The sequence below is a fragment of the Delftia sp. JD2 genome (genome assembly GCF_001682645.1).
Classification (GTDB): Bacteria; Pseudomonadota; Gammaproteobacteria; order Burkholderiales; family Burkholderiaceae_C; genus Comamonas; species Comamonas acidovorans.
The window spans coordinates 1-17925 of record NZ_LFJT01000091.1 but is presented as its reverse complement, the minus strand read 5'-3'; the positions used below and the strand labels follow the sequence as shown (position 1 = coordinate 17925).

The 17925-nt window shown below is 68.8% G+C and carries 17 protein-coding genes and 1 pseudogene; 3 read left to right on the top strand and 15 right to left on the bottom strand.

The genetic code is table 11. The features are described 5' to 3' along the window. Positions 1-777, top strand: a pseudogene (locus ACM14_RS28680) (uracil-DNA glycosylase family protein); the annotation flags it as partial. A 173-nt stretch (positions 778-950) separates the two neighbouring features. After that, positions 951-1937: a magnesium/cobalt transporter CorA gene (gene corA / locus ACM14_RS28675; protein WP_013804498.1), complete on the top strand. Its 987-nt coding sequence runs from the start codon at positions 951-953 to the stop codon at positions 1935-1937. Between the two features lie 31 nt (positions 1938-1968). Here corA and ACM14_RS28670 read toward each other — a convergent pair whose 3' ends face one another. The 3 genes from ACM14_RS28670 to ACM14_RS28660 are packed head-to-tail and all read right to left on the bottom strand — an operon-like array spanning position 1969 to position 4199. Next, positions 1969-2364, bottom strand: a complete 396-nt coding sequence (locus ACM14_RS28670; RefSeq protein ID WP_012202904.1) for a RidA family protein — start codon at positions 2362-2364, stop codon at positions 1969-1971. Continuing rightward, the gene (locus ACM14_RS28665; protein WP_065348033.1) at positions 2354-3496 is read right to left on the bottom strand and encodes a DSD1 family PLP-dependent enzyme; all 1143 of its coding nucleotides are present in this window, start codon (positions 3494-3496) and stop codon (positions 2354-2356) included. The genes ACM14_RS28670 and ACM14_RS28665 overlap by 11 nt, the downstream gene beginning before the upstream one ends. A 28-nt stretch (positions 3497-3524) precedes the next feature. Next, entirely contained in the window at positions 3525-4199 is a 675-nt protein-coding gene (locus tag ACM14_RS28660) for an HAD family hydrolase (protein ID WP_065348032.1), read from the bottom strand. A 72-nt stretch (positions 4200-4271) separates the two neighbouring features. Between ACM14_RS28660 and ACM14_RS28655 the strand changes: the two genes are divergently transcribed. Continuing rightward, on the top strand, positions 4272-5180 hold the full coding sequence (locus tag ACM14_RS28655; RefSeq protein ID WP_065348031.1) for a LysR family transcriptional regulator: 909 nt from the start codon (positions 4272-4274) through the stop codon (positions 5178-5180). Between the two features lie 6 nt (positions 5181-5186). Here the strand turns inward: ACM14_RS28655 and ACM14_RS28650 are convergent, their stop codons facing one another. The 12 genes from ACM14_RS28650 to ACM14_RS28595 all read right to left on the bottom strand — a co-directional run bounded on the left by ACM14_RS28650 (position 5187) and on the right by ACM14_RS28595 (position 17662). Then, entirely contained in the window at positions 5187-6482 is a 1296-nt protein-coding gene (locus ACM14_RS28650) for an MFS transporter (RefSeq protein ID WP_012202899.1), read from the bottom strand. Positions 6483-6511: 29 nt separating this feature from the next. Then, positions 6512-7579: a porin gene (locus ACM14_RS28645; RefSeq protein ID WP_065348030.1), complete on the bottom strand. Its 1068-nt coding sequence runs from the start codon at positions 7577-7579 to the stop codon at positions 6512-6514. A gap of 77 nt (positions 7580-7656) precedes the next feature. Further along, positions 7657-8616 carry a PDR/VanB family oxidoreductase gene (locus ACM14_RS28640; protein ID WP_065348029.1) on the bottom strand — a complete coding sequence of 320 codons (960 nt, stop codon included), beginning with the start codon at positions 8614-8616 and terminating at the stop codon, positions 7657-7659. Then, positions 8613-9638, bottom strand: coding sequence for an aromatic ring-hydroxylating dioxygenase subunit alpha (locus ACM14_RS28635; RefSeq protein ID WP_012202896.1), 1026 nt, complete (start codon positions 9636-9638; stop codon positions 8613-8615). The genes ACM14_RS28640 and ACM14_RS28635 overlap by 4 nt, the downstream gene beginning before the upstream one ends. 24 nt (positions 9639-9662) lie before the next feature. After that, on the bottom strand, positions 9663-9884 hold the full coding sequence (locus tag ACM14_RS28630; protein WP_012202895.1) for a recombinase-like helix-turn-helix domain-containing protein: 222 nt from the start codon (positions 9882-9884) through the stop codon (positions 9663-9665). Between the two features lie 38 nt (positions 9885-9922). Continuing rightward, a complete protein-coding gene (locus ACM14_RS28625) occupies positions 9923-10900 on the bottom strand; it encodes a tripartite tricarboxylate transporter substrate binding protein (protein WP_065348028.1) in 978 nt (325 codons plus the stop codon). A gap of 51 nt (positions 10901-10951) precedes the next feature. Continuing rightward, the gene (locus ACM14_RS28620) at positions 10952-11914 is read right to left on the bottom strand and encodes a VOC family protein (RefSeq protein ID WP_047217885.1); all 963 of its coding nucleotides are present in this window, start codon (positions 11912-11914) and stop codon (positions 10952-10954) included. A gap of 11 nt (positions 11915-11925) precedes the next feature. Further along, entirely contained in the window at positions 11926-13401 is a 1476-nt protein-coding gene (locus ACM14_RS28615; RefSeq protein WP_065348027.1) for an aldehyde dehydrogenase, read from the bottom strand. A gap of 35 nt (positions 13402-13436) precedes the next feature. Further along, complete coding sequence (locus ACM14_RS28610; RefSeq protein WP_065348026.1) at positions 13437-15143, bottom strand: thiamine pyrophosphate-binding protein; 1707 nt, start codon at positions 15141-15143, stop codon at positions 13437-13439. A gap of 34 nt (positions 15144-15177) precedes the next feature. Further along, entirely contained in the window at positions 15178-15975 is a 798-nt protein-coding gene (locus tag ACM14_RS28605; protein WP_016452046.1) for an SDR family oxidoreductase, read from the bottom strand. Further along, positions 15968-16879 (bottom strand): IclR family transcriptional regulator, encoded by a 912-nt coding sequence (locus tag ACM14_RS28600; RefSeq protein ID WP_065348025.1) that lies wholly within the window; start codon positions 16877-16879, stop codon positions 15968-15970. The genes ACM14_RS28605 and ACM14_RS28600 overlap by 8 nt, the downstream gene beginning before the upstream one ends. A gap of 12 nt (positions 16880-16891) precedes the next feature. Further along, positions 16892-17662 carry an SDR family oxidoreductase gene (locus ACM14_RS28595; protein ID WP_012202888.1) on the bottom strand — a complete coding sequence of 257 codons (771 nt, stop codon included), beginning with the start codon at positions 17660-17662 and terminating at the stop codon, positions 16892-16894. Positions 17663-17925 lie beyond the last annotated feature (263 nt).

The following is a 17925-nucleotide window of genomic DNA, read 5'->3' as shown; positions in this document are numbered from 1 at the left end:
CCGCCCCGTGCCGCCGCCCGTGCAGGAGGCGCCCCCCCGGCGCCTGCTGCACGGGCGCCTGTCGCCGCGCCAACGCCCGCACGCGTTCAGGTGCCTGTTCAGGCGCCTGTCCAGGCGCCGCCGCCTCCCGCACCCGTCATTCCCGAACGCGAACGCCCGCCGCGCCGCTACGTGCAGCAGCCCGTGGCCGGCGCCCCGGGGCTGGGCTGGCGGCTGGGCCCCGTGCGGCCCGTTTATGCGGCAACGCCGCCTGCCGGTGATGGCGGCGAAGGCGGCTGGCTGATCCTGCTGGAGCCGCCCGCCAACTCCCTGCCCCTGCCACCCGCCCAGCGCCCCGGCCCCGACTGCGCGCGCACCGCGCTGGAAGGCGACGCGGCCCGGCTGCTGGACAACATGCTGCGCGCGCTGAACCTGCAGGACCATCCGCGCCTGTACAGCGCCGCCCTGCACCGCGTGCAGCCTGCGGCCGAAGGACAGGAGGCGCCCGAGGTACCGGCGCTGCAGCCATCGCTGGAGGCGCTGCTGCGCGATCTGCGCCCGGCCTGCGTGCTGGTGCTGGGCCTGGCCACGGCGCGTGCCGTGCTGCAGCGCCAGGAGGCGCTGGGCCGCCTGCGCGCCGAGCCGCACCGCATTGCGGGCGTGCCCGCCGTGGTCAGCTACGACCCCAACTACCTGCTGCGCGCGCCCCAGGCCAAGGCTGGCGCCTGGGCCGACCTGTGCCATGCCCAGGCTTTTGTGACAGGCCGCCAGATGCCCCCTGGAGCCGCTTCCGAATAGCGCAGCCGGCCCGCATGCTGCAGCGCAACGCTGCATAATCCAACGCTTTGCATCTTGGAGAAAGCTCCGTGGAAACCTACCCCAGTTGGTAGCTTTCAACTCCCGGTTGGCCTGTGGGGTTGAAAGCACCTCCGATACCCCGCACGCCTGAGAAGAACACCTGGAGTGAGCCTATGCTCAACATCTTTACGCTGGCCAATGGCCGCCTGGTTCAAGAAGAGATCGAGTCGCTGGAGGAGCTGTCCCGCTTCAAGCCGATCTGGGTGGACCTGGAGTCGCCCACGGTCGAGGAAAAGCGCTGGATCAAGCAGCACTACGAGCTGTCCATCCCCGAGGATGCGATGGACGACGACATCGAGGAATCGGCCCGCTTCTACGAAGAAGACAACGGCGAGCTGCACATCCGCAGCGACTTCCTGATCGACGATGACGAGGACCCGCGTTCGGTGCGCGTGGCCTTCATCGTCAACGAGCACAACAAGAACCTGCGCAGCTGCGGCGTATTGTTCTCCATCCACGACGAGGACGTGCCGGTCTTTCGCCTGCTGCGCATGCGCGCACGCCGGGCGCCGGGCCTGATCGACGAGGCCAAGGACGTGCTGCTCAAGCTCTTCGACGCCGACGCCGAATACTCGGCCGACACGCTGGAGCGCATCTACGACGACCTCGAAAAAGCCAGCCAGATGGTGCTGTCCGGCGACGTGACCGACGACGTGGCCCGCGAGGTGCTGGGCGCCATCGCGCGCCAGGAAGACTTGAACGGCCGCATCCGCCGCAACGTCATGGACACGCGCCGCGCCGTCAGCTTCATGATGCGTTCCAAGATGCTCAATGCCGAGCAGTTCGAGGAAGCGCGCCAGATCCTGCGCGACATCGAATCGCTGGACAGCCACACGGCCTTCCTCTTCGACAAGATCAACTTCCTGATGGATGCCACGGTCGGCTTCATCAACATCAACCAGAACAAGATCATCAAGATCTTCTCGGTGGCCAGCGTGGCCCTGCTGCCGCCCACGCTGATCGCCAGCGTCTACGGCATGAACTTCAAGTTCATGCCCGAGCTGGAATGGGAGTTCGGCTACGTCTACGTCATCGGGCTCATGGTGCTCAGCGCCGTGGGGCCCATGCTCTACTTCCGCAAGCGCGGCTGGCTGAAGTAGCGACAGCCGGCCCCCTCGGGCCGGGCTTTCTTCAGGCCAGCGCCACGGCCTCGATCTCCACCTTCAACCCGAAATGCAGCGCCCCCGTGGGCACCACGGCGCGCGCGGGCCGGTGCGTGCCGGCCCAGTCTGCGTAGATGCGGTCGAAGGCCGGCCAGTGCGCCATGTCGTCCAGGTACACACGCACCTGCAGCAGCCGCGGCACGCCGCTGCCGGCCAGCTCCAGCGCCGCTGCCAGGTTGGCCAGCGCCTGCCTGGCCTGGTCCTCGAAACCGGCATCCACCAGGCGCGTGCCGTCGGGCCGTATGGGCAGCTGCCCTGACACGAAGACCAGCCCCTGGCCCGTGGCCGTGTGGCTGTAGTGGCCGCCCGGCGCAGGCAGGTTCGGCGATGCATGGCGCAGATCGATCCCGTTTTCACCAGCCATGGAGCCGCTCCCAGGTTTGCACCGAGCCATCTGCCGCAAGCGCCTGGTAGGCCGGGAACTGCGCGCCCGTGGCGCAGGCATGGTTGGGCAGGATGCGCAGCCGTGTGCCCAGGGGAAAGCGCGTGGCGATGTCGGCCTCCGCCGCGCCATCGGCCCGGGCCAGGATGCCGTGCTCCTGGTTGGCGCCCGTGAGCACGAAGCCCGGCATCACCCGCCCCTGCAGGTCGCAGACCTGGCCGTAGCCGAAATCCTGTTTCTGCCGGGCCGTTCCGCGGTCGCGGCTCATGGCCATCCAGCCCGCATCCACGATGGCCCAGCCCTTGTCGGCCTGGTGGCCGATCACGGTGGCGAGCACCGACAGCGCCACGTCCTCGGCCGTGCACACGCCGATGTTGCGCATCACCAGGTCGAAGAACACGTAGACGCCTGCGCGTACCTCGGTCACACCGTCCAGCCGGCTGGCCGCCAGCGCCGTGGGCGTGGAGCCCACGCTGACCACGGGGCAGGGCAGGCCGGCCGCGCGCAGGGCCTCGGCAGCCTGCACGCAGCCGGCGCGCTCGCGCTCGGCCAGGGCCTGCAGCGCCTCGGGCGTGTCCAGCTCGTAGCTGGAGCCTGCATGCGTGAGCACGCCGCCCAGGCGCATGCCGCCGTCGTGCAGCGTGCGGCCAATGGCCAGCAGCAGCGGCGTATCGTCTGCGCCCACGCCGGAGCGGTGGCCGTCGGTATCGATCTCTATCCACACCTCGAAGGCCTCGCCCTGCTCGCCGCCGAACGCGGCAATGGCCTGGGCCGCCGCCACGCTGTCCACGATGAGCTTGAGATCGCAGCCGCGCCGGCGCAGTTGCAGGGCCTGCGGCAGGCGGTGCGGCGCCATGCTGACTGCATAGAGGATGTCGGTGGTGCCTGCCGCAAAGAACTGCTCGGCCTCCTTCAAGGTGGAGACCGTGATGCCCGAGGCCCCGGCCGCACGCTGCGCGGCGGCCACGGGCACGCTCTTGCTGGTCTTCACATGGGGGCGCAGGCGCACGCCCTGCGCGTCCATGCGCTGCTGCATGCGGGCGATGTTGCGCTGCATGCGGTCGAGGTCGATCACGGCAGCGGGCGTGTCCAGCGTCAAAAGGGTGTCTTGCATGGTGGCTCCTGAAAGAGACTTGGCACAGTCAGCGGCCTGCGGCAAAACCGCGCAGCCAGGGCAAGGCGGGGGCCAGCGTGGAAGCTTCAGCTTCGGCGGCGGGCGCTCCATCGGGCCGCGACAGGCCCACGCGGTTGTGCCAGAAGGTGCGCAGGCCCACGGCCGAGGTGCCGAACAGGTCATAGCCCGATCCGGCCACGAAGGCGGCCTGGTCCGCAGGCAGCCCCAGCCGGTCCAGCGCCAGCTGGTAGGGCCGGGGGTCGGGCTTGTAGAAGCCTGCTGCTTCGGAGGTGACCACCACGTCCCAATCCACGCCCAGCAGCGCGGCGGCACGTTGACCCAGGCGCTCGGAGCAATTGGTCACCACGGCCAGGCGGCAGTGCGGGCGCAGGGCGGCCAGCAGCTCGCGTGCGCCATCCCAGGGCTGCAGCTGGTCCCATTGCGCCTCCAGCCGGTCGGCGGCCGAGGCGGGCAGGCCCCGGTTGCGGGCCGCGTCGCGCACCAGGTCTTCATAGGGCTGGTAGGCGCCGCAGCCATAGGTCAGGCGCAGGTACTCGGCGCGCCAGTCGCGCCCGGCGGCCTCGCTGCCGGCAGCGCTGTTCCAAACCGTCCAGGAGTCGAGCAAGGCGGTCAGCAGGTCAAAAAGCACGGCACGGGGCCAGGCGGCGGCGGTCGGTTCCGTCAGTGGGGCTGGGGTGTTCATGGCCTGGAACTGTACGGATGGAACCTGTGCCCGTGGTTAAATCCGCCGTCATCAATCGTTAAGGCAAATTGAATGATTGCCATCGAAGACCTGCAGCTTGCCGCCGCCCTGCTGCGCGAAAGCTCGCTGAGCGCCGCCGCCCGTGCGCTCGATGTGACGCCGCCCGCCCTGTCCATGCGGCTGCGCCGGCTGGAGGCCGAACTGGGCCTGTCCCTGGCCAACCGCAGCGCGCGGCGCCTGGCGCTGACGCCCGAGGGCGAGCGCTTCGCCCGCGAGGCCGTGCGGCTGCTGGGCCAGATCGAGGAGCTGCGCGACTCGCTGCACGGCGATGCCCGCCAGCTGGGCGGCACGCTGCGCATTGCCGCGCCCTTTGGCTACGGGCGCAGCCGGCTGGCCCCGGCCCTGGTGCCCTTCACGCGCCAGCACCCGCAACTGAAACTGCAGCTGGACCTGCGCGAAACGCCCTTCCCCGACCGCCACGATGCCGACGCCGTGGTCCATATCGGCGCGGTGCGCGACTCCTCCTGGGTCGCGCGCGAGCTGGCCGCCAACGACCGCTGGCTGTGCGCCAGCCCCGACTACCTGCGCCGCCACGGCACGCCCACCACGCCGCGCGAATTGCTGGAGCACGCCTGCATCTGCATCCGCGAGAACGAGGAAGACGTGACGCTGTGGCACCTGCGCCCCGCCGCCAGCCGGCGTGCCGCGGACGGCCAGACCCTGCGCGTGACGCCGTCCTACGTCACCAACGATGGCGGCGTGGCCCGCCACTGGGCCGAGCAGGGCCTGGGCCTGGTGCTGCGTTCGCAATGGGACATGGAGCAGGCCGTTGCCGAGGGCCGGCTGGTGCGCGTGCTGCACGACTGGCATTTCGGCAGCGCGCCCGTCACCCTGCTGGTGCCCACGCGCAAGGGCCGCACGGCGCGCGTACAGGCCCTGGTGACGTTTCTGGAGCAGTGCGCCGCAGCGGGCGCGCTGTAGTGCAGGTCAGGCCGTGCGCGCGGACCTGTCCCGGGCATCGCTGGCACTGTCGGTGCCCCGGCCGCGCTCGCGCAGCCACAGCACCAGGCCGCAGACCATGACCACCAGTTGCGTGCCCACCAGCAGGCTGAAGCCTGCGACGAACCCGCCACCGGCCGAATGCGAGGTCCAGCCGATGACGGCCCCCATGAGCGCAGGCATGAAGCCTGCCACCAGGGTCGCCGTGCCGTTGACGACGCCGTAGGCGCTGGCCACATGCTCGGGCCGCGCGCAGTACTGCACGGTGCTGGGAATGGCCGGGCTCATCAGGCCCCAGCAGAAGTTGGCGGCGATCAGGCAGTAGGCCGCCGCGTAGCGGTCGTCCATGTGGATGGCCAGCCAGATGGCCAGCGCCAGGCCCAGGCTGCCGCCGACGAAGATCAGCGGCACCTGGCGGCGCGGCAGGCGGTCGATGACGATGCCGCCGACCAGCACGGCCAGCACCGTGGCGTACTGGGGCAGCGAGGCCAGCCAGCCCATCTCGCGCAGCGAAAAGCCGCGCGACTCCAGATAGGCCGGCAGCCAGTTGCTGCTGCCCCAGAGGTAGGAGAAGAAGGCCGCCGACAGCACGGCCACCAGCACCAGATAGCGCGTGTGCATGGCGCCGCGCACGATCTGGCCGACCTGGCCCACCGCCTCGCCCAGCGAGCGCGGGCGCGGCATGCCGGTGTCCACGCGGGGCATGCGGATGAAGGCCAGCACCAGCGGAATGCCGATGGCCACATTGATCAGGCCCAGCACGTGGAACGAGGTCTGCCAGTCATGGCCGGCCACCAGGTAGCCGATCAGCGGATAGCCCACCGCCAGCCCCAGGCCCGTGCCCATGTTCACGAAGGAGTTGGGCAAGCCGTTCTCGTGGCTCTGGAAATGCGCCTTGATGTAGCTGCCCGCCAGCGAGTACAGCGGTCCTTCGGAGATGCCCAGCAGGATGCGCGAGGCCAGCAGCAGGCCATAGCTGTTCATGGCCGGGGACAGAAAGGACACGGCGCCCCACAGCAGCAGGCCGACCACCAGGCTTCGGCGCACGCCGAAGAGCGCCGCGCAAAACGGCGTCAACACGAAGGAAGAAACGCCGTAGCCCACCATGAAGGCCGTGGCCAGCAGGCCCTGGCGCGTGCGGTCGTCGTGCGTCAGCCCGATGTGGTCCAGAAATCCCTGGTCGAGGATGAGGATCGAAAGGTTGATCCGGTCCACATAGGAGATGGCGACGATGATGAAGAGGCTGATCACCCCCCACCAGCGGGCCGCACGCATATCTTTCATGGCAAGTCTCTATCGCCCGATGGGCTGTATCAGAAGAAGTGGCGCACGCCCACCTCGAAGCCGGAGGAGCGGCCGCCCAGCGTGGTGCCCGGGGCCGACAGGCCCTGCACGCCGATGGACTTGGCCGCGCCGTCCTTGTTCTTGAGGAAGGCCACCGTGCCGTAGACCTGGGTGCGCTTGGACAGGTTGTGCCCGTAGCCCACGCTGATCTTGTTCCAGTCGGCATTGCTGCCGTCGGTGTTGTAGTGGCCGTAGGAGGCCTTGAACTCGCCCATGCCCACGGGCGCGGTCACGCCCAGCTGCAGGGCGGTGACCTTGAGCGCGCCGCGCTTTTCAGTGGCCCACAGCAGCATGGGCTTGGCCACGCCGAAGTCCCAGCTCAGGCCCACGTTGCTGGCCGTGAGGTTGGTCGCATCGCTGTCGCCATAGAACTTGCCCGTGGCCAGCGCGCCGTTGAAGGGGCCCTGGCGGTAGCCGAAGCGCAGGCCGCGGTAGTCGCCCTGGTTCTTGTTGGGTGCGCTGCGCGCCTGCTCGCCCATGGCCACCTGCACCTGGCCGTAGAAGCCGCCCAGGTTCTGCGGCAGGAAGTAGCTGACCGCGTTGCTGATCTGGATGGGCGCGCCGCCCGTGGCCGTGCCCGTGCCGGGAATGCCCAGCATGGTGAAGCCCATGGTGCCGCCCACGCCGTTGGTGAGGAAGGGGTCGAAGATCAGCGTGCTCAGGAAGGTGGCCGAGTCATCGCGGCCCAGGCGCACTTCGCCGAAGTCGCCCGACAGGCTCACGGTGGAGCGGCGGTTGAAGCTCAGGCCGCCACCGCTGGCCTTGCCCGAGCCGCTGTCCACGTCCATGCCCGCCTCCAGCCAGAAGCCCGCACGCAGGCCGCCGCCCAGCTCTTCCGTGCCGCGAAAGCCGAGGCGGCTGATGTTGGCGCCGCCCGTGGACAGGCCGGTCTTGGACGGGCCGGAGCCGTTCAGGTGCGTGACGCCGACATCGACGACGCCGAAGATCTCGACCTTGGACTGCGCCGAAGCGGCACCGGGCAAGGACGCCAGGCAGGCTAGCGCCACGCCCAGCATGGGCGTATGGATGGTTTTCATGGGGTTGTCTCCTCTGGGGTGGTGGCTTGGGGGGCTTGGGGGTGGTGGGTTGTTGCCGTGCAGGTCTGATTGCCTGCTCAGATATCGAGCACTAAACGTTCGCTCTTGCAGCCGGAAACGCAGACCATCATCACTTTGTTGCTGGCCTTTTCCTTGGGGCTGAGCACCGAGTCGCGGTGGTCCGGAATGCCTTCGAGCACGCGCGTCTCGCAAGAGCCGCAGACGCCTTCGCAGCAGCTGTGGTCCATCTGGATGCCGGCATCCAGCAGGGTGTCGAGCAGCGACTTCTCGGGCGTGATCTCGATGAAGCGGCCGCTGCGCTTGAGCTCCACCGTGTAGTTGCTGCGCGCGTCATCGGCGGCCTTGACCTCCACGGGCGTGAAGCGCTCGATATGGGCGTTGGCGTGGCCCAGCTCGGCGCAGAACTTCTCGAAGGCGTCCAGCATGGGCGTGGGGCCGCAGGCGTAGTGGTGCGTGCCCGCATCGGGCTGCCGTTGGGCCAGCAGCGCGCGCAGGTCGGGCGGGCCACCGGCCTCGCTGTCGAAGTGCAGGTGCAGCGGCATGCCCAGCGCCTGCAGCTCTTCCAGGAAGGCCGCGCCCTTGCGCTCGCGGGCGAAGTACAGCATCTCGAACGAGCGGCCCTGGCCCTTGAGCCGGCGCGCCATGCACAGCAGCGGCGTGATGCCGATGCCGCCGGCCACCAGCACGGTGTGCGCGGCGCTTTCGTCCAGCGCGAAATGGTTGCGCGGCTCGGAGATGGTGATGGGCATGCCCACACGCAGCGACTCGTGCACGCAGCGCGAGCCGCCTCGGCTGGCGCGGTCGCGCAGCACGCCGACCACGTAGCGGTGGCGCTCCTCGCTGGGGTTGCTCAGCGAGTAGCTGCGCACCAGGCCGTTGGGCAGGTGCAGATCGATGTGCGAGCCCGGCGTGAAGGCGGGAAACTCCCCGCCCGCCACGGGCCGCAGGTCCACGCTGATGGTGTCCTGGGCCTCGAAGCGCAGCGTGTGCACGAAGGCCTGGAGGTTGGTGCTCATGATGCGGCGCCTTCGTCGATCTGCTCCTGGGCCAGGCGGCGCAGGTGGCGGCGCAGGCGCACCAGGCCGATGTCGTGCTGGTAGAGGTTCTCGCGCTCGTTGGCGTCCAGCTCCATCTGCTCCATCATGATCCGGTCCTGCTCCAGCACGGCCCAGTGGCGCGCCTCCAGGCGGTTGCGGTACAGGAAGCGCCAGGTGTCGCGCATCCAGCCCTGCACCTTGCGGCAGCGCCAGAAGAAAACGGCGCACAGGTCGGCGCTGATGGGCGTGACGCAGGCCACGATGGCGAAGTTGCCGCCGGGGCCGCCGGTCTTGGGATAGGGGATCTCCAGGCGCATCCAGTGCACGCCCGTGCTGCCCCACTCGGTCCAGTCGAAGTTCACGCCGCGCTGGCCCACTTTCTCGAAGACGAAGCCATCATCGGTCTCGCGCACCTGGAACGTGGCCTTGCTGTCGCCCTCGGCCATGGAGTGCGACTGCTTGTGCAGGAAGGTGCCGTGCATGGGGTCCATGACGTTGTCCAGCGCATAGCGGTAGTCGCTGCGCCACTCGGCATAGCACAGGAAGTTGGAGTACTCGGGCGAGGTCAGCTCCTCGGGCAGCGTGAACTCGGGCGCCTCGTCAACGGCCTTGTCGCTGTTGTAGAGAAAGATGGCGCCATGGGCCTCGCGCGCATGGAAGGCCAGCGCCGCGCGCGAGCCTTCGAGCTTGCAGCCGGGGCTGCCGGGCACCTTGGTCACCGTGCCGTCGCCGCGCACTTCCACGCCGTGGTAGGGGCAGGCCAGGCGGTCGCCCAGGATGACGCCCTGCGACAGCGGCGCGCCGCGGTGCGGGCAATGGTCTTCCAGCGCGTGGACCTGGCCGGCGGCATCGCGCCACAGCGCGATCTTGCGGCCGAAGCGGCGCACCGACACGGGCTGGGTCTTCACGAAGTCCGAGGGGCAGACCGCGTACCAGAGGTTCTTCAGGCCTTTGTTGAGCAGGCCGTCCACCGGATCGATGGTGATGGTTTGTACGTTCATGGGGCTCTCCAGTCCTGCTCGGTATCAATAGCCCAGCCGCGCCATCAGCGCCTGGAAGCTGTCTTCGGTCCAGGCCTGGCCGTTCTCGCCAGCGGGGCCGCTGCGGTTGAGATAGGCCACCAGTTCGGGCAGGGTCTGCACGCCTTCGCCGAAGGCGCGTTCGATGGAATCGCCCAGCAGGTCTTCCATCAGGGTGGGGGCACGTTCGCGCGCCTGGTGCGGCTCGAGATAGCGATCAGCGGCCATGGTTCTCTCCTTCGAAAACTGTCTTGTGTGGGGGGTGCTCAATCAGCCCTGATATCCAGGTCTTTGATGAGCTTGCCGAAGCGGTTGAAGTCCGCTGCATTGGTCTTCTCAAGCCTCGCGGGCTCGCCGCCTGCTGGCAGCGCGCCGAAGGTGGCCATCTTGGAGACCACGTCGGGCATCTTCAGGATCTCGTTGAGGTGCGTGTTCAGCAGCTTCACGGTCTCGGGCGACAAGCCCTTGGGGCCGAACAGGCCCTGCCATGCGGACACTTCCACGTCCTTGACGCCCAGCTCGGCCAGGGTGGGCACATTGGGGGCCAGCGCGCTGCGCTGGCTGTCTGCCACGGCCAGGGCGGTGACCTTGCCGCCGATGTAGGGCGCAATCGGGCCCCAGGTCATGAAGGTCGTGGGCACATGGCCGCCGATCAGGTCGTTGACGGCGGGTGCCACGCCCTTGTAGGGGATGTGGGCGATGCGCGTGCCGGCGGCGCGGTTGAACATCTCGCCCAGGATGTGCATGGGCGAGCCGCTGCCGGGGCTGGCGTAGGTCAGGCCGTCGCGCTTGCCCTGGGCGATCAGGGTCTTCATGTCCTTGATGCCCGAGGCCTGGTTGGTGGCCACGAACATGGGCTGCACGCTGGTCTGCACGATGGGCGTGAAGCCGTGCAGCACGTCGTAGCTGGAGCCCGAGGCCGTCTTGAGCACGAACTGCGCAATGGCGAAGGTATTGGGCGCCAGCAGCAGGGTGTAGCCGTCCGGCGCGGCCTTGGCCACATGCACGCTGCCGATGGTGCCGCTGGCACCGGGGCGGTTGTCCACCAGCACGGGCTGGCCCAGGCGCGTGGACAGCTTCTCGGCATACAGGCGCGCCATGGCATCGGTGTCGCCACCGGCCGGATAGGCCACGATGATGGTGATGGGCTTGGCCGGATAGGCCTGGGCCATCGCGGTGCCGGACAGCGTGGCTGCAGCCAGGAATGCAGCGGCAAGAGAAACCTGGCGACGTGTCTTGTTCATGGTGGGGGCCGTGGGGTGGTTGGGTTGTGGGGTGAGCCGTCAGGCGCGGTCTCAATGCCGCTTGTCGGTGATGAACTTGCCGTCCGATGTGCCAACGCCCTTTTGGCGCCGGGTGTTGCCGTCGATGCCGCCATCGATGGCCCATTCGGCAAACACCGTGGGGCCGGGCTCGAACTCGCGCGGCTGCCAGTCGGCGGTGAGCTGGTCCTCGTCGGCGTAGTACTCGACCAGGGCGCCGGCCGGATTGCGGAAGTACCAGAAATAGGCCGAGGACACGGGATGGCGGCCCGGGCCCAGCTGGGTGTCCCAGCCGCAGCGCGAGATGTGCATGCCGCCGCCGAAGACCTCGTGGATGTCGCGCACCGTGAAGGCCACGTGGTTCAGGCCCGCGTCCTTGGCCGGGCGCTGCAGCAGGAAGATGTCGTGGTGGCCGCCGTCAGGCGCGCAGCGCAGGAAGGCGCCGCGCTCGGGGTAGCGGTCCGAGGCTGCGAAGCCGAAGTTGTCCACGTAGAAGCGCTCGCAGGCCTGCACGTCCTTGACGAAGAACACCACATGGCCGACCTCGATGGGCTGGGCGCGTTCGTAGGCGGGGCTGGCCTGGTTGACGCGGTCCTTGCGGTTCCAGGTGTTGTAGGCGGCGCCTTGCACATCCACATCACGCTTTTGCGTGACCTGCAGGCGCACGGACAGGCCGTTGGGGTCGGTGCAGCCTATGCGCCCCTGGCCCTGTGTGAAGCCCGGCAGTGCGGCAATGCGGCTGGCGTACAGCGCAAGGTCCGCCTCGCTTTCCACGCCCCAGACCACTTCGCGCAGCGTGGGGCCGGCCTCGATGGCGGGCGGCAGATCGGGATGGTCCACGGCGGCCACGATCACGCGGCAGCCGTTGAGGGTCTCGAACACCAGCCGGTCGTCCGCTTCCTGCACCAGCGCCAGGCCCCAGTCCAGGAAGAAGCGGCGGCAGGTGGCCAGGTCGTCCGCGCCGTAGGTGATTTCGTCTATGCCCAGTACGCTCATGTCGTGCTCCTTCAATTTGCCCAAGCGATGGGGCTCTCGTTCAAGCCCCAGTACATGCTCTTTTGCTCCATGTACTGCTGTATGCCCAGCCGTCCCTTCTCGCGGCCCAGGCCGCTGTCGCGCCAGCCGCCGAAGGGCGTGGAGATGGAAAACTGCTTGTAGGTGTTGATCCAGACCGTGCCGGCCTGCACGGCGCGGCCAATGCGCCAGGCGCTCTTGTAGTCGCGCGTCCAGATGCCGGCGGCCAGCGCGTAGACGCTGTCGTTGGCCTGGGCAAGCAGGTCGTCCTCGTTGTCGAAGGGCATGGCCACGAGCACGGGGCCGAAGATTTCCTGCTGGCAGATCTGCCAGTCGTTCTTCACGCCGTCGATGATGGTCGGGCGGTAGTAGTAGCCGCGCTCGAACTGCGCGCCCTCGGGCCGCTGGCCGCCCGTGAGCAGCCGGCCGCCCTCGGACAGGCCCAGGGCCACATAGCTTTCTATGGATTCGCGGTGCTTGGCGGTGATCAGCGGCCCCATCTGCGTGCGCTCGTCGGCCGGGTCGCCCACCTGCAGCGCGGCGGCCTTGGCCGTGAGGCGCTGCATGAATTCGGCATGCAGGCTGCGCGCCACGAACAGGCGCGAGCCCGCAATGCACGACTCGCCCGAGGAGCTGAAGATGCCGTAGAGCACGCCGTTGACGGCATGGTCGATGTCGGCATCGGCCAGCACCATGGTGGCCGACTTGCCGCCCAGCTCCAGCGAGACCGGCATCATCTTGTCGGCCGCGATGTGGGCGATGTGCTTGCCCGTGGACGTGCCGCCCGTGAACGACACGCGCTTGACCAGGGGATGCTTGGTGATGGCATCGCCAATCACCGAGCCACGGCCCGGCAGCACGCTGACCAGGCCCTTGGGAACGCCGGCCTCTTCGCAGATCTTCGCCAGCTCCAGCGCCAGCAGCGGCGTGGCCTCGGCGGGCTTGACGACCACGGCGTTGCCGGCGGCCAGCGCGGGCGCCAGCTTTTGCGCCTCGCTGGCGATCGGCGAGTTCCACGGCGTGATGGCTGCCACCACGCCCATGGGCTCGTACACGCTCATGGTCATGAAGTCGCCGCGCGAGGGCGTGATGGCTTCCTCCATGGTCTCGCAGGCGGCTGCAAAGAACTGGAAGGTGGCGGCGGCGCTGGCCACCAGCATGCGTGTTTCCTTGATGGGCTTGCCGTTGTCCAGGCGCTGCAGCTGGGCCAGGGGCTCGGCGCGCTCGCGGATCAGCTGGGCCACGCGGTGCAGCACGGCCGCGCGCTCATGGGGCTTTTTCTGGGCCCAGCCGCTGGTGCGGAAGGCGTGGTCGGCCTTCTGGATGGCCTCCTCCACATCCTCCAGGCTGGGCGCGCGCAGGCGGCCCACCACTTCGCCGGTGGCGGGATAGAGCGTGGTGGATTCGCCACCGCCGCCCAGGCGCCATTCGCCGGCGATATTGATGGGGAGCAGTTCCAGGTTCGACATGGTGAGCCTCTCTCGTTCGTTCGAATCCAGCCGCCTCAGGCGGCCTTGGACGCCGTGGTGGTGGCCGGGATCTGGTCCAGCTTGTTCACGGGCGGGCCCGAGAACGTGGCCTTGAAGCTGCCGATGGCGCGCATGTCGATCTCCAGCAGGAAGGGGCCCTTCTTCGGCCAGGCCGAGGCCAGCACGGCCGGCAGCTCGTCAAGGTTCTGCACGCGGGCATGGGGCAGCTGGATGGAGGCGCACAGCTGCGCGTAGTCGGGCGTGTGCAGTTCCACATAGCAGCGGCGGCCGCCGTAGGAGGCGTCCTGGATGTTCTGGATCACGCCGTAGCGCTGGTCGTTCATCAGCACGATCAGGGTGTCGCACTCTTCCTGCACCAGCGTGGCCAGCTCGCCCAGGTTCAGGATGAAGCCGCCATCGCCCGCCAGGCCCAGCGTCTTGCGGCCCGAGCCGCTGACCGCCGCGCCCACGGCCGCGCCGATGGCCATGGGCATGCCCATGCCGATGCCGCCGCCCGTGGCGTGCACGCCCGCGTTGGGCTCGAAAAAGCGCAGCTCGCGGTTGCCCCAGGTGCTGTTGGAGACGGTCACGTCGCGCACCCAGTTGAAGTTGCGGCCCACGGCCTTTTGCAGCTCCTGCACCAGCACGCTGTACGGGCCCAGGCCGTCGCGCATGGTGGCCACGGCCTCGTCGTGCACCTGGCGCAGATCGGCCAGCAGCTCGGGGTCGGCCTTGTAGCCGCGCGCCTCCAGCCGGTCGGCCAGGCCCGTCAGCGCCAGGGCCGAGTCGCCGCAGACAAAGCCGTCGTCGGCGTAGCAGCGGCCCTGCTGGGCGGCGTCCACATCGATGCGCAGCAGCGGGCGCGGCAGCTTCAGCTCGTACTTCAGCGTCTCATTGCTGCGCAGGCGCGTGCCCACGGCCAGCATGGCGTCGCAGCGCTGGTAGAAGGCCTCCACGGGCTTTTGGATGTTGTAGGCGCCCAGCGAGGCCGGATCGTCCTCGGCCACGATGCCGCGGCCCTGGCCCGTGCTGACGATGCCGAAGCCCAGCGCCTTCAGACGCTGCACGGCAGCGACTGCGTGGCGTGCGCCACCACCCAGCCACAGCAGCGGGCGGCGCGCCTTGGCCAGCGTGTCGGCCAGCGCATCCAGCGATGCCTCGCTGGGTGCCAGCACGGCCACCGGCAGCGGCGACAGGTCGGCCGGCATGTCGATCACGGTCTGCTGGATGTCGATGGGAATCTCCACGCTCACCGGGCCCGTGGGCGCGGTCATGGCGGCCTGCACGGCGGCCTTCAGGGTGGACAGGCAGGTCTCGGCGCTGCGCACGCGGAACGCCGCCTTGGACACGGCGCCCAGCATGGTCAGCTGGTCGGGCGCCTCGTGGATGTACGACAGCTTCTGGTCCAGGTACTGCGTCTCGATCTGGCCCGTGATGTGCAGCAGCGGCGTGCCGGCCGTATAGGCCTCCACCAGGCTGCCGGCAATGTTGCCGGCGGCCGGGCCGGTGCTGGTGATGCACACGCCCAGGCTGGAGGTGGAACGCGCGCAGGCATCGGCCATGTTGCCGGCCCCGGCCTCGCCGCGCGCCATCACGAAGCGGACATGGCCGCGCGCATTCATCGCGTCCAGGATGGGCATGTTGTGGATGGAGATCACCCCGAACGCGGCCTGCACGCCGCAGTGTTCGAGGAACTGGGCCACAACGGCGCCGACGGTGATTTTGGATGCGGAAGAAGTCATGTTCTGCTTTGAATCGGGTGAAGGGGCTGGAGCACTACGCTTGCCGTGCAAGGCCACCGGAGACGTCGATGTGGCTGCCGGTCGTGTAGGAGGACAGGGGCGTGGCGAGATAGAAGATGGCGCGCGCGGCCTCGTCGGGCGAGCCCAGGCGGCCCAGCGGAATGGACTTCTTGCGGGCGAGGTCGGCGCTCCAGGCGTTCCAGTCCTGGCTGCGGTCCTCGCGCGCCTCGAAGCGGCGGCGCCACTGGCCGGACTCGATCAGGCCGACCAGGATGCCGTTGACGCGCACGCCCTTGGGCGCGAACTCGGTGGCCATGGAGCGCACCAGGTTCTTGAGGCCGGCGCGCGCGGCCGAGGTGGCCACCATGTGCGGCTCGGGCTGCGAGGCCAGCAGCGAATTGACGCAGACGATGGCCGGCTGCGCCGTGCGCTCGAGCTGCGGCAAAAAGGCGCGCGTGGGATGCAATACCGAGAAGAACTTCAGGTGCAGCTCCTCGGTCCAGGCCGCATCGTCGGTGCTGGCAAACGTCGAGACCCGGCCCTGGCCCGCGTTGTTCACGAGGATGGAGGCCGGACCCAGCGCAGCCTCGCTGTCGCGCGCAAATTGCTGCACCTGGGCGGCGTCGAGCACGTCGCAGGCCTGGGCGAACAGGCGGGCCTCGGGATGGCGCCCGCGCAGTTGCTGCACGGCCTGCTCCAGGCGTTCGGCGCTGCGCCCGCACAGGGCGACACGCGCGCCCTGCGACAGCAGCAGATCGACCGTGGCCAGGCCAATGCCCGAAGAGCCGCCGGTGACGACGGCCGTGGTGTCCTTGAGTTGGGAATCAAACATGGCCGCCTCCTGCGCGCCGGGAATTGAGGGAAAGCAGCTGTGCCGTCTGCGTTTGCGTTTGCGTTTGCGTTTGCGTTTGCGTTTGCGGGCGGTAGTTCAGCAGCTCGGACAGCTCGGCCGCCGCGTCGCAGACGCCGGCGATCAGGGTCTCGGCACGGCCCTCCTCCACATGGGGCGCGGGGACCGTCGTGCCCAGCGCCGCCACCACGCGGCCGCTGTGGTCGCGCACGGGGGCGGCGATGGTGCAGATGGAGCTTTCGTAGAAGCCTTCGCTGAACACATGGCCGCGCTCGCGGTCGGCCTCGACCAGGTTGAACAGGTCCAGCACCGTGCGCGGCGTCTTGGGCGTGTGCGCTTCCAGGTGCTCTTCGGGATAGAGCGCGCGCAGCTCGGGCAGGGACAGATCGGCCAGCAGCACGCGGCCCAGGGCCGTGGCGTGGGCAGGCAGGCGCGTGCCCACGCGTACCGAACTGGTCAGCGGCGTGGGCGGCGTGACCTTGGCTACGTAGACGATGGAGCGGCCATCGCGCACCACGATGTTGCAGGGATAGCGGATCTCGCCGCACAGCCGCGCGATCACGGGCTGGCCCAGCTCGGTCAGGTCCATGGACGACAGGAACTCGAAGCCCAGGCGCAGCACGGACAGGCCCAGCCGGTAGTCATTGCTGCCCTCGGCACGCTGCAGAAAGCCCATGGCCTCCAGCGTGTTGAGCATGCGGAAAATCGTGGCGCGCGGCAGCTGCAGGCGGCGGGCCAGCTCGGGCGCGCCCAGCGTGGCATTGCCGCGCCCGAACTCCTGCAGCAGGCGCAAGCCGCGCTCCAGCGCGGGCACCATGTACTTGTCGGCGCCGTTGTCCGCGCTCTCGGCGCTCTCGGCATTCCCGGAAGGGGTGGTGTCGGTCATGGCGAAACCCCTTCAATTCATGACGAAGCCGCCGTTGACGGGCAGCACCTGCCCCGTCACGAAGCGCGCGCCATCGGACAGCGCATAGGCCACGGCGCCCGACACATCCTCGGGCCGCTGCTCGCGCTGCAGCGCGCGCTGGTCGATGTACAGGCGGTGGCGGTGCTCGGGCACGTATTCCGTGGCCTCCACCAGCACCAGGCCCGGCGCCACGGCGTTGATGGTGATGCCGTCGGCCCCCAGCTCGCGCGCCATGGAACGCGTCATGGCCATCACCGCGCCCTTGCTGGCCACATAGGCCATCAGGTTGGGGGCGCCCCACATCGCGGTGTCGGACGCCAGGTTCACGATGGCGCCCCGGCCGCTGTCGCGCAGCGCGGCGCGGCAGGCGCGCGTCATCAGCCACACGCCGCGCACGTTCACGTTCATCACCTGGTCCCACTTGTCCAGATCGATGTCGTCCATGCCCTTGCCGCCCGAATCGGTCACGGCCGCGTTGTTCACCAGGCCGTCCAGCCCGCCCAGCGCCTGCACGGCCTGCTGCGCGCAGCGCTCTATCGACTCCGGATTGCCGGCATCCAGCCCGAAGCCATGGGCCTCGAAGCCCTGCGCACGCAGCCGGGCCACGGACTCGGCCAGCAGCTCCTCGCGCAGATCGGCCATGGCGACACGCGCGCCCTGCTCGCAAAAGGCCTTGGCGAACGCAAAGCCCAGGCCGCGCGCCGAGCCTGTGACGAGGATGCGGCGGCCGGCAAGCTGGCCTGTGGAGGGCGTGGTGTTCATGGCGTACCTCAATCGAAGGGGGTTTGTGTCTGTTTCAAATTTGAAATGACACTTTTTTCTTGAAACAAGCGTGAGTTTAGGACTGATGGTTCGGGGTGGGATTGGGGAAAACACGGAGGCGTGTGGGAAATGGATGACAGAGGTGTGTCTGGGTGTGTGTTTTTTCGGGGGCTTTTTTGATGCGTCCTTGATGCTTCCTTGGTCTGCTTTGGACGCATGCCCGGCCGGCGGGCAGAGGCCGGGTTTCGGCCCGGCGGCCGACC